Here is a 15,019-nt window from a genome sequence, read left to right as displayed (position 1 = left end):
GATGCCTTATGTAGCGTGGAAAACCCCGATTGCGATGAAGATGTTTCGCGTTGCGAAGTTCAAGCAGCGTGCGCAGCTGTCCAAGAACCCGTACCTGGCGAGCATGCCCAGCCTGTCTGGCGGCGCGTGCGTGGGCGTGACGTTCTGTTGGCTGAACCGGCACACCCAGCAGCCAGCCGAGTCCGCCACCAAGCGCTGCGCATTCCTGGGCCAGGATGACACCTGGTGCCGGATCGAGAGTTATTGCAGCGCGTTCAACACCACGGGCGCGGCCACGCAAGTCGGCCGTATCAACCGTAACTTGCCGAACCTGTGTGGGGTGTTGGACCGCTCGTCGACGACGGCCGAGGGCTATGGCGGCTTGTCGGCGTTGGCGCAGCACATCAATGCCACCGGGCCGGGTTATTACGTGTGGCTCTTTACCTTTGAAGGTGGCGGGCCCGCTCACGTGTGCGCGCTCTACGACAACGGCAGCACGATGACGTTTTTCGACCCCAACTCGGGCGAATACCGCGTGCCTTCCATCGGCAAGCAGGCGTTCTTCGGGTTGCTCTACAAGCATTACGTCAACTATCTGTCTGGCACGGGGGTGAGGGTGCCGCACCTGATGCATGAGCATCATCTGGTGCAACTGGGCTCCTGACGCCGCGGGCCTCGATTGTCGAAGGGGTGCTTGGGCGTGATCCGCCCTGCCTGAGTGGTGGGCGCGGGGTGCAGATAAAAACGCGTCGGCGCGGAATAAATCGCGTTCGCTGACTGTTCTTTCTGAGTGAACAGCATTCAGTCAGGAGGGTAGCGATGGCGACCGCCGAAGAGATCAAGAGTGCCCGGCAACGGGAAGCGCTGGAGGTGCGCCGCAACCGGGGCAAGACCGGCCTCATGTCGTTCGTGCATAAGGCGTATCCCGGCCCCGGCGGCGCGATGATGTCGATCTGTACCGAGGCGGGCGACGACAAGTCGGCGTTGAAGCTCAAGGCGGTGGACATGGCCCTGGCCTTGCTGGCCGCCAAGGGGTTCACCCTGCCGTCGATAGAGTTCCAGTTCACCGACGCCGAAGGTGTGCCGTGCGTGGCCTACATGGGCAACGCCACCGGCGGCAGCCAATACACCATCTTCATGGGCCCCAAGACCGGCGTACACAACCCGCTGACGTTGCAGAACGGTGTGCCGGGCGGTCTGGGCAAAGACGGGCCACGCGGCCTTGCCGACCAGGTCTATGACGGCACCCAACGCTGGTTCGGCAACCCCCGCATGCACAACCATGCCGCCACCGTGGTGATCCACGAAATCGGTCACGTGCTCCACGAGATTTCGGCAGGCCCGTTGTTCTGGGACCTCAAGCTGGGGCGTCAGGACACGGCGACGGTTTCCGGGGTGGTCAGCAAGGGCTGTGACGTGAGCCTTTACGCCACCAACAACGCCTTGGAGTTTGTCGCAGAAACCTTCGCTGGCTGCCTGTCGGGCAAGACTTACAGCGAACAGGTCATGGCGTTCTACCGCTCCGTTGGCGGACCGTTTCCACCCTCGGGCAGCTTTTCATAAGGCTGGCCGGTCAGGCGGCAAACACGGTGCCGCTTTCAAAGCCTTGCAGGTAGAACAACATGGCAACCACGCAACTCCATCGCGAGATTCAAGTCACCAGCGTACTCGGCGCCGATGTGCTGCTGTTCCGGCGCATGCAGGCCTTCGAGGGCATGTCCCGGCTCAGCGAGTACCAGGTAGAGCTCTACAGCGAGCGCGCCGACCTGAACATTGACGACCTGCTGGCCACGCAAATGACCGTGGCGGTCGACCTGCCCAAAGGCGGCAGCCGTTATTTCAGCGGGCACGTCAGTCACTTTTCCTTCACCGGGCGCCAGGGCCGTTTCGCCACCTACAAGGCGGTGCTGCGCCCGTGGCTGTGGTTCCTGACACTGGCCAGCGACTGCCGGATTTTCCAGGAACTGAGCGTGCCGGACATCCTCAAGCAGGTGTTCGCGCCCTACAGCATCGCCGATGTCGACACCTCCGGCCTCAGTGCCAGCTACAAGCCGTTGACCTATTGCGTGCAGTACCGCGAAAGCGACTTCAACTTCGTCAGCCGCCTGATGGAGCAAGAGGGCATTTACTACTTCTTCAAGAGCGCGGCCGGGCGCCACACCCTGGTGCTGGCCGACTCGTATGGCGCGCACTCGCCAGCGCCCGGTTATGCGCAGGTGCGCTACCTGCCGTCCGAAGACCACACCATGCGCGAAAGCGAAGTGATCTACGACTGGCGCATGAGCGGTGAAGTGGAGCCGGGCGGGCAGGTGTTGCAGGATTTCGACTTTGAAAAGCCCTCGGCCAACCTGCTGGCCAAGTCCAACCTGGCGGGCAATTACCCGCAATCGCGGCATGAGCGCTACGACTATCCGGGCCGCTACACCGAGCGCAAACAGGGCGAAACCTACGCACGCACCTTGATTGAATCGCAGCACACCGGCACCCAGCGCGTGACCGCCGCCACCCGTGCGCGCGGCCTGTTCCCGGGGGCGTTGATGAGCCTGACCGAACACCCGCGCAGCGAACAGAACGCGCAGTTCCTGTTGCTGGAGGCACGCTACAGCCTGTCCTCTGACACCTACGAACCGACCCCCCCGGCCAACCCTGCGCCGGTCCTCACCTGTGAATTCGTCGCCCTGTCCCGTCAGCAGCAGTTCCGTGCACCGTGCACCACCCCCAAGCCGCTGATGCATGGCCCGCAGACCGCCATGGTGGTGGGCAAGGCCGGCGAGGAGATCTGGACCGACAAGTACGGGCGCATCAAGGTGCAGTTCCATTGGGACCGCGAAGGCAAGAACGACGAAAACAGTTCGTGCTGGATTCGCGTGGGGCAGGGGTGGGCCGGTAAACGCTGGGGCAACCTGTTTACCCCGCGCATCGGCCAGGAAGTGATCGTGAGCTTCCTGGAAGGCGATCCCGACCAGCCACTGGTGACCGGCAGCGTCTACAACGCCGACACCATGCCGCCGTATTCGCTGCCGGAAAACGCCACCCGCTCGACCCTCAAGAGCAACTCGTCCAAGGGCGGCGGGGGCTATAACGAGCTGCGGTTCGAAGACAAGAAAGGCTCGGAGCAGGTGTTCCTGCATGCCCAGAAAAACCTCGACCAGCGCGTGCTCAAGGACTCGCTGGACTGGGTCGGCGGCGACCGCCACTCCAAGGTCGATAACGAACTGCGCGAAAAAATCGGCGGTAACCGTCACTCCTCCGTGGGCGGCAATCGCAATGAAAAGGCCACGGGCGCCGTGTCCATGAGCGCCGGCACCGAGATGATCATCGACGGCAAGCTCAAGACCGGCATCACCGCCGGCATGGACGTGCACATCAAGGGCGGCATGAACGTGGTGATCGAGGCCACGGCGACCATCACCATGAAGGTCGGCACCACGTTTTTGACCATCACCCCGGCCATGATCCTGGCCTCGACCATTCCCATCCCCTTGCCCCAGGCCGGGAGCGCGGCCACTGCGTTGGCCTTGTCTGCCGCCACCGGGCCTGCCGGTGTGCCGCTGCCACCGAAGGAAGCCGACGATGGCAAATAATTATTTCTGGAGCCTGCTATGAACTTGATCCTCCTGGTTAAAAGCTACCGCGACCAGCCAATGCCGGGTGACGTCATTTGTCGTTTCACCGAAGCGGGCGGCTCGATCGGTCGCAGCCCCGACAACGAGCTGACCTTGGACGACCCGGGCAAATACATCTCGCGGGTGCACGCACGCATCGAACTGCGCGACGGCCAGTTCTACCTCATCGACACCGGCAGCAACCCCAGCCTGATCAACGAGCGCCCGCTGGGCAACGGCCGCGAGCGTCTGCTGGAGGAGGGCGATCGCCTGGTGATCGGCGACTATGGCTTGCAGGTGCAACTGGAACAGCCTGTGGCGCCGGTGGAAGACGATGCCCAGGCCACGCGGATTTTGCCGCCGCTGTTCGTGCCGCCACCGGCCCCGGTGGCCGCGCCGTTGCCACCACTGGAAGTCCCGGCGCCGGTGGTGCGTGAACCCGAGGTGGTGCTGCTGCACGATGACCTGGCCGGTGCGCGCATTCTGGAGGGCGGCTCGCTGTTTGACGGCGCGCTGCCGCTGGCCGATCCGCTGGGCCTGAACCCGGCGCTGACGCCTGCGTTTCGTGGCACCGAAAGCGATCACGTGGCGCCGCAGATGCAAGCGTTCAGCCTGCCCAAGCAACAGGCAGAGCCGTTGGTGATCCCCCATGACTACGACCCGCTGATGGGCCTGGCGACCCTCCCGACTGCCGCCCTTTTGCCGGTGGCGGTGGACCTGCCTGCGGCACCCGTTTACGAGGAGCCTGTGGTTCAGGCCGTGCCCGTTGCCCATGCGCCCGTCGTGAGTTCGCCCGCACCCGCTCAGACCGTGCCCGAGCCGGGCGGTAACGGTGATGACCTGGTACTCGGTGCGCTGCTCAAAGGGCTAGGGCTGGAAAACCTGCACACCACCCGCACCCCCGCCGAGCTGGCCCAGCTGGTGGGCGAAATGCTGCGCGCCGCCACCGGCGGCACCATGGATGTGCTCATGGCCCGTGCGCTGACCAAACGTGAAAGCCACATCGACATGACCATGATCGGCGCGCACTCCAACAACCCGCTGAAGTTTTTCCCCGACCCCCACAGCGCCCTCACGCAAATGCTCAGCGCCGACTCCCCGGCGTACATGCGCCCGGTCAAGGCCATGGGCGCAGCGTTCGACGACCTCAAGGCCCATGAGCTGGCAGTGATTGCGGGCATGAAAGCCGCGCTGGGCGCCGTGGTGCAGCGCTTTGACCCGGCCCGTGTCGAGCAGCGCCCGAGCACCCGGGGTGCCATGGACAAATGGATGCCGGCCCGTCGCAAAGCGCGTTTGTGGGACCGCTTGGTGGAACGTTACGACGACTTGGCCCGCGATGCCGACGAAGATTTGCAGCGCTTGTTTGGCGAGCTGTTTTCCAAGGCCTATGAGGAGCAGGTCGCACGCCTGCGTTCCTGATCCCCGCGCCCTTTTTTGAGAAGAATTCATGTCCTGGAATAACAAAGTAGTCTGGTCCGAAGGCATGCTGCTGCAACCCCAGCACCTGCAGCAGCACGACCGTTTTCTGCAAACCCAGCTAGAGGCCCGGGTGGCCGGCTTGCGTGCTTACGGCTACGGTTTTTCGCGGCTGGAGATCGACCCGCAGCAACTGGCCATGGGCAAGTTGTCATTGCTGTCCTACAGCGGCGTGTTGCCCGACGGCACCCCGGTGGGCTTGCCGTTCGACGATGAAATGCCGCTGCCGCTGGAGATCCCCGCCGACGCCCGTGACCTTAAAGTGGTGCTGGCCCTGCCCAGCCTGCGCCCGGGCGTGGCCGAAGTGGACGACCGCCCAAGCTTTGAAAACTTCGCCCGCCACCGCAGCAGCGAATACGAAGCCTGGGACAGCAACGGCCTGGACAGCAGCGCGCTGATGAGCGTGGGCAAATTGCGCCTGCGCCTGGCGTTTGAAGGCGATGTGACCGACACCCACACCACCTTAGGGATTGCCCATGTGGTCGAAAAACGCGCCGACAAAAGCGTGGTGCTCGACCGCGATTACTGCCCGCCATGCCTGGACGTGCGCGCCGCCGAACGCCTGGGGGCGTTTGTCGATGAACTGCTGGGCCTGTTGCAGCAGCGCGGCGAAGCCCTGGCCGCGCGCCTGAACCGTCCTGATGGCGGCGGCGCCGCCGAAATCGCCGACTTTTTGCTGCTGCAAGTGCTCAACCGCAGCCAGCCGTTGGTGCGTCACTTGGCGGCCATGACCGGGCTGCACCCGGAGCTGTTGTACCGTGACCTCGTCGCCCTGGCCGGTGAACTGGCCACCTTCACCCAGCCCGACAAACGGGCCTCGGCCTACCCGGTGTACCGCCATGACGCGCTGGCGCCAACGTTCGCGCCGGTGATGCTCGACCTGCGCCGTTCGCTGTCTACGGTGATGGACGCCCGCGCCATTGCCATCCCGCTGGAAGAGCGCCAGTACGGCATCCGTGTGGCGGTGTTGCCCGACCAGGATTTGCTGCGCTCGGCCACCTTTATCCTGGCGGTGCAGGCCCAGGTGTCCGCCGAAACCGTGCGCAACGGCTTCCCGCCGCAGGTCAAGATCGGCTCCGTGGAAAAGATCCGCGACCTGGTCAACCTGCAACTGCCGGGCATTGGCCTGCGCCCGTTGCCGGTGGCGCCACGGCAGTTGCCGTTCCACGCAGGGTTTACCTATTTCGAGCTCGATCGCGGCAGCGATTACTGGCAGCAACTGAGCAACTCGGCGGGCTTTGCCATGCACATCGCCGGTGTTTTCCCGGGGCTGGAACTGCAGTTCTGGGCCATTCGGCTCTAAGGGTTAGGTGACTCACGTGAACGATATTTTCGATGGCGCCCAGGACCCGGACCGCACCTTGCTGGTGCCCACCCCGGGCGGGCGGCGAGTGACCCCGCCGGTGACCCCGGCGCCAGAAACCCCAGGCGCCGCGTTGCTGCTCAAGGGCCAGGGCCTGAACCCGCTGGTGCACGCGGCCAACCCCTTGCTGGACCTGGTGGTGCCCCTGCGCACCACGGCGGTGATGCCCGACATGGAAAGCCTGCGCCAGCGCCTGATCCTGGCCGTGCAGGCGTTCGAGGCGCAGGCTCGGGCCAGCCAAGTCAACGTGGAAACCGTGGCGGCGGCGCGCTACGCGCTGTGCACGCTGGTGGACGAAACCATCGCCAGCACGCCGTGGGGCGCCGGGGTGTGGGGCAGCCGCAGCCTGTTGGTGACCTTTCACAACGAAGCCTGGGGCGGCGAAAAATTCTTCCTGATCCTGCAACGCCTCAGCCAAGACCCGCGCACCCACATCGACGTGCTCGAGCTGATGTACCTGTGCATGGCGCTGGGCCTGGAAGGGCGTTATCGGGTGCTGGACCGGGGCCTGGATCAACTCGGCCTGCTGCGTGAGCGCCTGTTGCAACTGATCAACCAGCAACGCGGCACCCGTGACCTGGACCTGTCGCCCCGTTGGCGCGGTGCGCAGGCGCCGCAGGCCTCGATGCTGCGTCGGGTGCCGTTGTGGGTGCTGGCGTCGGTGGCGGCGGTGCTGCTGTTGAGCGTGCAGTTGACCTACAGCTGGCTGCTCAACCGCGCCTCCGACCCGGTGTTTGCCCAACTGGGAGCGATTCGCGTGGCGTCGCCGCTCAAGACGCCGGTGTCGGTGGAACCTGCGCCGGTGCGGTTGTCGGGGTTCCTCGCGCCGGAAGTCGCCCAGGGCCTGGTGACGGTCAAGGACAGCGCCGACCGCTCGGTGATCACCCTGCGTGGCGACGGTGTGTTCGCCTCCGGCAGCGCCGAAGTGTCGAGCAGTTTCGATGGCTTGCTTGCGCGTACCGGTGATGCGCTGTCCACGGTGCCGGGCAATGTGGTGGTGGTTGGGCACACCGACAACGTGCGCCCGTCGGCGACCTCGCGGCTGGGCTCCAACTTCGATTTGTCCCAGGCCCGGGCCAAGACCGTGGCGCGTTTGCTGGCCCAGCGTGCGGGGCCGGACGAGCGTTATCGCAGCGAAGGCCGTGGCGAAACCGAACCCCTGGTCCCCAACGATTCAGCGGCGAATCGCGCGCGTAACCGTCGCGTTGATATCACCGTGTTGATCCCTTCCCAGGCGCAATAGAGCCATGAACCTGTCTACTTTTTTCTCGCTGTTATGGTCCCCGGTCGAGCGCTTTATCCTGTGGCTGCTCAAACCGTGGTTGTTGTCGCTGATCGGCGTGGCGCTGCTGTCGTTGCTGGTGTGGTACGAAGGCCCGTTGCTGGCGTTCAACGGTGATGAGCCGCTGGCGCCCGAGGCCCGGCGCTGGGGCTTGATCGCGCTGTTCGTGCTGATCTGGGCGGCGTATTTTGCCTGGCGTGTGTGGCGCGCCTGGCGTGCCAACCGCAGCCTGATGGCCGGTGTGGCCGAGGCCCCGGCGGTGGCGCCCGGGGTGCGCGAGTCCCAGGCCGAAGTGGCTGAACTGGGCGAGCGCATGCGGTCGGCGATGGCCGTGCTGCGCAAGGCCAACCCAGGCTGGAAGATGAGCGGCCAGTACCTGTATCAGCTGCCGTGGTACATGTTTGTGGGGGCGCCCGGCAGCGGCAAGACCACCGCACTGACGCATTCGGGCCTGCAATTTCCGCTGCGCGATGCCATGGGCTCGGGCGCGATCGGCGGCGTGGGCGGCACCCGCCATTGCGATTGGTGGTTCACCGATGAAGCGGTGCTGCTCGACACCGCCGGGCGCTACACCACCCAAGACAGCTACACCGAAGTGGACAAGGCAGCCTGGGGCGGTTTCCTCGATCTGCTGAAAAAACACCGGCGCCAGCGCCCGGTCAACGGCGTGATCGTGGCGTTGAGTGTCAGTGACCTGTTGCAACAAACCGAAGCCCAGCGCCAGGCGCAGGCCTTGGCGATCCGCGCACGGATCAACGAGTTGTACGAGCGCCTGGGCTTGCGGTTCCCGGTGTACGTGGTCATCACCAAGTGCGACTTGCTGGCGGGTTTCTCGGAGTTTTTCGAGACGTTTGGCCGCGATGAGCGGGCGCAGGTGTGGGGCGTGACCTTCCCGCTCACGCAAGACCCGCAGGCCGACACCAGCCTGGCGTCGTTTCCCGCCGAGTTCGACGCGCTGGAGCGCCAGCTGCAAGGCAAGGTGCTGGAGCGGGTGCAGCAAGAGCGTGACCTGTCACGCAGGGCATTGCTCTACAGTTTCCCGCAACAGTTCGCCAGCCTGGGCGATGGCCTCACGCGCTTTCTTAACAGCGTGTTCGAAACCAATCGCTACCAGGAACCGGCGTTGCTGCGCGGGGTGTATTTCACCAGCGGCACCCAGGAAGGCAACCCGATTGACCGGGTGCTGGCGTCGCTGGCGTCTTCCTTTGGCCTGGGCCGCAAAGTGCTGGCGCCCAACGTCGCCAGCGGTCGCAGTTACTTCATCACGCGCTTGCTGCGTGAGGTGATCTTCAAGGAAGCGGGCCTGGCGGGCGTCAACCATCAGGAAGAGCGCCGCCGCCGCTTGCGCGCGCGGGCCGGGCGGATTGTTGCCGCGGCGGTGTTTGTATTGCTGTTGCTGGGCATGACCATCAGCTACACACGCAACCTGCAACTGATCGCCGATGCGGCCACCGCCGCCACCAATGTCGCGCAATTGGCCAAGGAGCTGCCCGCCGAGGGCGACGTGCTGGTGACGCTGCCGCTGCTCAATGCCGCGCGGGCATTGCCCGGCGGGTATGACGACGCAGAGGTCAGCGTGCCGTTGCTCAGCCGCATGGGCCTGTACCAGGGCAACAAACTGGGGGCGGGGGCCATGACGGCGTACCGTCGCCTGCTGCGCAGTACCTTGTTGCCGCACATCGTGGACAACATGGAAAACGCCCTGCGCCGGGGCGATGCCAGCAACCAGGAGTTTCTCTACGAAACCCTGCGGGTGTACCTGATGCTGGGTGAGCGGCAGTACTTCGATGCGCCGTCGGTGCAGGCGTGGGTGGACGTGGACTGGCGCCGCGAGCTGACCCAGGCCAGCCCGCAACAGTTGCAGCAGCTGTCGGCGCATGTGGCGGCGCTGTTGGAAGCGGACGACGAGGCCGAGCCTGTGCAACTGGACAAGGCCCTGATTGCCAAGGTGCGCCTGGCCCTGGCGGGCATGCCGCTGTCCCAGCGTATTTATGAGCGGGTCAAGCGCCAGGTAGGCCAGGCGCATTTGCCGGAGCTTAGCGTCAACGCCGCCGTAGGGCGTGACGTGTCCGCGGTGTTTACCCGTGCCAGCGGCGAGCCGTTGACCCGTGGCGTGAGCGGCCTGTACCGGGTGATCGGCTACCGCGAGCTGAACGACAAGACCCCGCAAGCCGTGGCCGACATGGCCAAGGACAGCTGGGTGCTCGACCGCCAGGAGTCGGAGCAGGTCGCGGGCGGCAGCGCCGCGATGCAGGCGGCCGTGCTCGACTTGTACTACGCCGATTACATCCGCCAGTGGGATACGTTTTTGGCCGATGTGCACGTCGTGTCGTTGACCAGTCTGGGCCAGGCGTCCCAGGTCACCGGCCAACTGGCCGCCGCCGATTCACCACTGCGCGCGTTACTGCAAGCCGTGTCGCGGGAAACCACCCTGGAAGGCGCGTTGACCGCCGCCCCGGTCAAAAGCACCGACCAGCGCGTGCGCGAAAAACTCGCGCAGGCCACGCAAAAGCTGCAGGCCGCGCTGGGTAATGACAACCCGGCGCCTGCGCCGGATGCCTCGGCCAACCCGGTGGACCAGCACTTCGCCGCGTTGCACCGGCTGGTGGGGAGCGGCACCGGGCCGCAGCCGGTGGACGATGTGCTGACGTCGCTCAAGGATGCGGGCCAATACTTCGACAGCGCCGATGCTGCCCGTCGTAGCGCCGCGCCTGCGCCGTCGGGTGAGGTGCTGGAGCGTTTGAAGCGTGACGGCGACACCCAGCCTGCGCCGTTGTCGACGGTGCTGCGCGACGTGCAATCGGGCGGTGCGGCGCTGACCCTGGGCAATGAAAAGGCCCGCCTGAACGCCCTGTGGCAAGCCACGGCGGCGCCGTTCTGCCGGGCCGCCATCGAGGACCGTTACCCGCTGGTGCGCAGCGCCAGCCGGGATGCCACCGCTGATGACTTTGGCAAGTTTTTCGGCCCGGGTGGGCTGATGGACGACTTCTTCAGCAAAAACCTCGCACCGTATGTCGACACCAGCGGTGCCCAATGGCGCCTGCGCTCCACGGCGGCGGCGCCGTTGAACATTTCCCAGGACGTGATCAACCAGTTCCAGCGCGGCGCCAAGCTGCGGGATATGTTTTTTGTGGCCGGTGCACGTCAACCGTCGCTGCGCTTTGACTTGAAGACGGTGAGCGCCGATCCGGCCCTGAGCAAGGTCACACTGGACATCGACGGCCAGCCGGTGGTGTACGACGCCGGCAGCGTGGCCGACTTCACCAGCATCTCATTGCCCAGCGGCAAGTCCGGTGGCCTGGTGCGCCTGGACGCTACCCCGGCCCTGGTCAGCCCACTGCGCAGCGACGGCCCCTGGGGCTGGCTGCGCATGATGGACAAGGCGGTGGTGAGCCCTCAGGGCGAACAGCTGCAACTGACGTTTACCGTGGAGGGCCACCGTGTGGTGTACCAATTGCGCGCCAGCAGTGTGATCAACCCGTTTCGCCGCGACAGTATCGAGTCGTTCCGCTGCCCCACCAGTCTGTGAGGAGGGCCGCTATGGATCAGCCTCTGAGTGGTTTTTTCGGCAAGGTGATCAGCCACGGCGACTTTGTCAGCCGTCGCTTGCCCCTGGCGTTTCTGAACACGTGGGACGGGTGGTTGCAGAGTGGTTTGCAGCACAGCCGTGAGCGTCTGGGCGAGCGGTGGCTGAAGGTGTACCTGTGCAGCCCCATCTGGTATTTCGCGTTGGCAGCGGGGGTGTGTGACCAGCAAGGGTGGGCAGGGGTGATGATCCCCAGTGTCGACCGGGTGGGCCGCTACTTTCCGCTGACCATTGCGGTGGCCGGGGAGGACGCACCGTTGTTGGCGCGGGTTGAACAGGACGCCGCCTGGTATGGCCAGGTCGAGCGCCTGGCGTTGTCGAGTTTGAACGAAGGGTTTTCCCTGGAGGCGTTTGATGCGGCCGTGGCGGCCTTGGCGCCGCCCTCGGGCTCGATGGCGCCGGGTGACCTGCCCGCAAGCCCTGCACCGCCACGCTGGCTTGACCTGCCAGACCCGGACCGCCCTGGCGACACTACGCCGCCACTGGTTGCGCAGATCGACCCCCGCACGTTGGCACGCAGCGCGTTGTTCTGGACCGAAGGGTGCCCGCACATGGGCCCGTCGGCCTGGGTGGGGGAGGGGTTGCCGGGGGTGGACGCGTTTGTGGACATGCTGGCGGGACGTGAACGCGGTTGAAGGTTCGGCTCCATTAATGCAAAACGGCACCCGAAGGTGCCGTTTTTTTTTGCATCAAACTTAAGCGATCAACCCGCCATCACCGCATGCTGCACCAGGGTCAGCAACGGTTGTGGGTACACGCCCAGGAAGAACGCCAGCAGGGCGATTGCCAGCAGCATCACGCCGCCTGCTTTCTGTTCCCAGTGCAGTTGGGCGTCCACACGGCGCAGGTTAGGCTCGATCAGGTACAGGGTGACCATCACGCGCAGGTAGTAGAACACGCCGATGGCGCTGCCCAGTACTAGCGAACCGACCAGCCACCATTCGTGGGCTTCAACGCCGGTGGCCATGATGTAGAACTTGCCGATGAAGCCCGCGGTCAGCGGGATACCGGCCAGGGACAGCATCATCACGGTCAGCACGGCGGTCAGGTACGGACGGCGCCAGAACAGGCCACGGTATTCGTACAGGGCGTCGGCATCGCGGCCTTTGAACGGCGAGGACATCAGCGTGATCACGCCAAATGCACCCAGGCTTGTGATGACGTAGGTGACCAGGTACACGCCCATGGCTTCCACGGCCAGGCCTTTGCTCGCCACCAGGGCGATCAGCAGGTAGCCAAAGTGAGCGATGGAGGAGTAACCCAGCAGACGCTTGAGGTTGTTCTGGGTCAGGGCCGCCAGGTTACCGAACAGGATCGAGGCAATCGCGATCACGGTCAGGACGCTGCTCAGCACACCGGTGTTGGCCGCCGGGGAGATCTGGAACAGGCGCACCATCACCGCGAACACGGCCACTTTAGAGGCCGTGGCCAGGAACGCGGCCACCGGCGCCGGGGCGCCTTCGTACACGTCCGGGGTCCACAGATGGAACGGCACCAGGGACAGCTTGAACGCCAGGCCAATGAACATCATGGCCAGGCCCAGCTGGGCGATCGGCGCTGGCAGGCCGGTGCCCGCCAGAGCGTGGCCGATACCGGTGAAGCTCAGGCTGCCCGCTTCTGCGTAAAGCAGGGCCATACCGAACAACAGGAACGCGGAACCGGCAGCCGACAGCACCATGTACTTGATGCCCGCTTCCAGGGAGCGTTTGTTGAAGAAGGCATACGCCACCAGGCCGTAGGTCGGGATGGACAGCAGTTCCAGGCCGATGAACAAGCCAGCCAGGTGCTGCGCGCTGACCAGCACGATACCGCCGGCCGCCGCCAGCAGGATCAGCAGGTACAGCTCTTCGCGGTTGCCCGGGTAGCCGGTGCCGCCTTCGCCCAGGTAGGCATGGGCGAGGGTGACGCAAGCCAGGGTGGCCACCAGGATCAACGCGATGTACAGCAGCGCGAAGTCATCGACCATCATCAGCGGCGTGACCGCCAGTGGCGCGACCTTGAGGGCCGGGATGATCGACAGCAAGGCCAGGTTCAGACCGGCGCAGGACAGCAGGAACGTTTGCGAGTGATTGCGGCGCCAGGCGATCGCCAGCATCACCACCACGATGGTGAGGCTGGTGATCAGCAGCGGCGCAAGCGCGATAAAGTGTTGGATCGTGAATTCCATAGCGCTCTTACCGGGCCGAAGCGAGTTGAGTGAAGGCGGTGCTGAACCACTGCTGCACGCCATGCATGGTGGCGGCGGAGGTGTCCAGGAACGGCTGTGGGTACACGCCGATGTAGATCAGCAAGACCGCAAGGCCGAGCACCATGATCAGTTCACGGGCATCCATCCCTTGCAGGACGGTGTCGGACTTGGCCGGGCCGAAGTACGCACGGTGGATCATGATCAGCGAGTACACCGAACCGAACACCAGGCCGGAGGTGGCGATGGCGGTGATCCACGGAGCCCCGACGAAGCTGCCGATCAGGATCAGGAACTCGCCGACGAAGTTACCGGTGCCCGGCAAGCCCAGGGACGCGGCTGCAAAGAACAGGCTGATGGCCGGCAGGTACGCGATGCGTGACCACACGCCACCCATTTCACGCATGTCACGGGTGTGCAGGCGCTCGTACAACTGGCCGCTGAGGATAAACAGCGCGGCGGCCGAAACACCGTGGGCCAGCATCTGGATCACTGCGCCTTGCAACGCCAGCTGGCTGCCGGAGTAGATGCCGATCAGTACGAAACCCATGTGGGAAACGGACGAGAAGGCGATCAGACGCTTGATGTCGGTTTGCGCGAAGGCCAGGAACGCGCCGTAGAAAATCCCGATCAGGCCCAGGGTCATGGCGATGGGTGCGAACTCGGCCGACGCGTTCGGGAACAGCGGCAGGGCGAAACGCAGCAGGCCATAGGCCGCGGTCTTGAGCAGGATACCGGCCAGGTCCACGGAACCTGCGGTCGGCGCCTGGGCGTGAGCGTCAGGCAACCAGGAGTGGAACGGTACGACCGGCAGCTTCACGGCAAAGGCGATGAAGAAGCCCAGCATCAGGATGTACTCGGTGGTGAGCGACATCTTGGTCTTCAACAGGTCGGCGTAGTTGAAGGTAATCACGCCGGTGTTGTTGAAGTTGACCAGCACCAGGCCAATGATCGCCACCAACATGATCAGGCCGGACGCCTGGGTGAAGATGAAGAACTTGGTCGCTGCGTAGATCCGGGTTTTCTTGCCGTCCGAAGAGCTGTGACCCCAGAGCGCGATGAGGAAGTACATCGGCACCAGCATCATTTCCCAGAAGAAGAAGAACATGAACAGGTCCAGCGCCAGGAACACGCCGACGACGCCGCCCAGGATCCACATCAGGTTCAGGTGGAAGAAGCCCACGTGACGCTGGATCTCTTTCCAGGAGCAGAGTACCGAGAGGATACCCAAGAGGCCGGTCAGCAGGATCATCAACAGCGACAGGCCGTCGAGGGCCAGGTGCACGTTGATGCCAAAGCGCTGGATCCAGACGTGCTTGAACTCAAGCGCGAAGGTGGGATCGACGCCCGGTGCCGGAGCGAAGGAATAGTTGCCGTGGGCCCACAGCCAGAGGCCGAGTGCGAGTTCCAGGGACATGGTCAGCAACGCGATCCAGCGGGGGAGGGTGGCGCCGAAGCGCTCACCCAGCCAGCAGAGCAGGCCGCCGATAAAGGGGATCAGGATTAGCCAGGGCAGAATCATGACGGGCTCGTTTCCTTGTGC

10 protein-coding genes are annotated in these 15,019 nt (G+C 64.7%); 8 read left to right on the top strand and 2 right to left on the bottom strand.

Annotated elements, in window-relative coordinates:
* Position 1: 1 nt before the first annotated feature.
* The 8 genes from ACW9H9_RS01295 (at position 2) to tagF (ending at position 11,926) form a co-directional block, all read left to right on the top strand.
* Positions 2–643, top strand: a complete 642-nt coding sequence (locus ACW9H9_RS01295) for a YopT-type cysteine protease domain-containing protein (RefSeq protein WP_457341197.1) — start codon at positions 2–4, stop codon at positions 641–643.
* Between the two features lie 155 nt (positions 644–798).
* The gene (locus ACW9H9_RS01290) at positions 799–1,542 is read left to right on the top strand and encodes a hypothetical protein (protein ID WP_457341196.1); all 744 of its coding nucleotides are present in this window, start codon (positions 799–801) and stop codon (positions 1,540–1,542) included.
* A gap of 59 nt (positions 1,543–1,601) precedes the next feature.
* On the top strand, positions 1,602–3,563 hold the full coding sequence (locus ACW9H9_RS01285; protein WP_457341195.1) for a type VI secretion system Vgr family protein: 1,962 nt from the start codon (positions 1,602–1,604) through the stop codon (positions 3,561–3,563).
* Between the two features lie 18 nt (positions 3,564–3,581).
* Positions 3,582–5,003, top strand: a complete 1,422-nt coding sequence (tagH, locus tag ACW9H9_RS01280; protein ID WP_457341194.1) for a type VI secretion system-associated FHA domain protein TagH — start codon at positions 3,582–3,584, stop codon at positions 5,001–5,003.
* 28 nt (positions 5,004–5,031) lie between these two features.
* Entirely contained in the window at positions 5,032–6,363 is a 1,332-nt protein-coding gene (tssK, locus tag ACW9H9_RS01275; RefSeq protein ID WP_457341193.1) for a type VI secretion system baseplate subunit TssK, read from the top strand.
* A gap of 16 nt (positions 6,364–6,379) precedes the next feature.
* Entirely contained in the window at positions 6,380–7,666 is a 1,287-nt protein-coding gene (gene icmH, locus ACW9H9_RS01270) for a type IVB secretion system protein IcmH/DotU (RefSeq protein WP_457341192.1), read from the top strand.
* A 4-nt stretch (positions 7,667–7,670) separates the two neighbouring features.
* A complete protein-coding gene (gene tssM / locus ACW9H9_RS01265) occupies positions 7,671–11,234 on the top strand; it encodes a type VI secretion system membrane subunit TssM (protein WP_457341191.1) in 3,564 nt (1,187 codons plus the stop codon).
* A gap of 11 nt (positions 11,235–11,245) precedes the next feature.
* Positions 11,246–11,926 carry a type VI secretion system-associated protein TagF gene (gene tagF, locus ACW9H9_RS01260; protein ID WP_457341190.1) on the top strand — a complete coding sequence of 227 codons (681 nt, stop codon included), beginning with the start codon at positions 11,246–11,248 and terminating at the stop codon, positions 11,924–11,926.
* Between the two features lie 68 nt (positions 11,927–11,994).
* Here tagF and nuoN read toward each other — a convergent pair whose 3' ends face one another.
* Positions 11,995–13,458 carry an NADH-quinone oxidoreductase subunit NuoN gene (nuoN, locus tag ACW9H9_RS01255; protein ID WP_457341189.1) on the bottom strand — a complete coding sequence of 488 codons (1,464 nt, stop codon included), beginning with the start codon at positions 13,456–13,458 and terminating at the stop codon, positions 11,995–11,997.
* Positions 13,459–13,465: 7 nt separating this feature from the next.
* Entirely contained in the window at positions 13,466–14,998 is a 1,533-nt protein-coding gene (nuoM, locus tag ACW9H9_RS01250; RefSeq protein ID WP_457341188.1) for an NADH-quinone oxidoreductase subunit M, read from the bottom strand.
* Positions 14,999–15,019: the final 21 nt, after the last annotated feature.

This window comes from Pseudomonas sp. SDO5215_S409, assembly GCF_054071325.1.
Note: the sequence above shows the minus strand (reverse complement) of the source record. Positions and strands in the feature narration are given on the sequence as shown.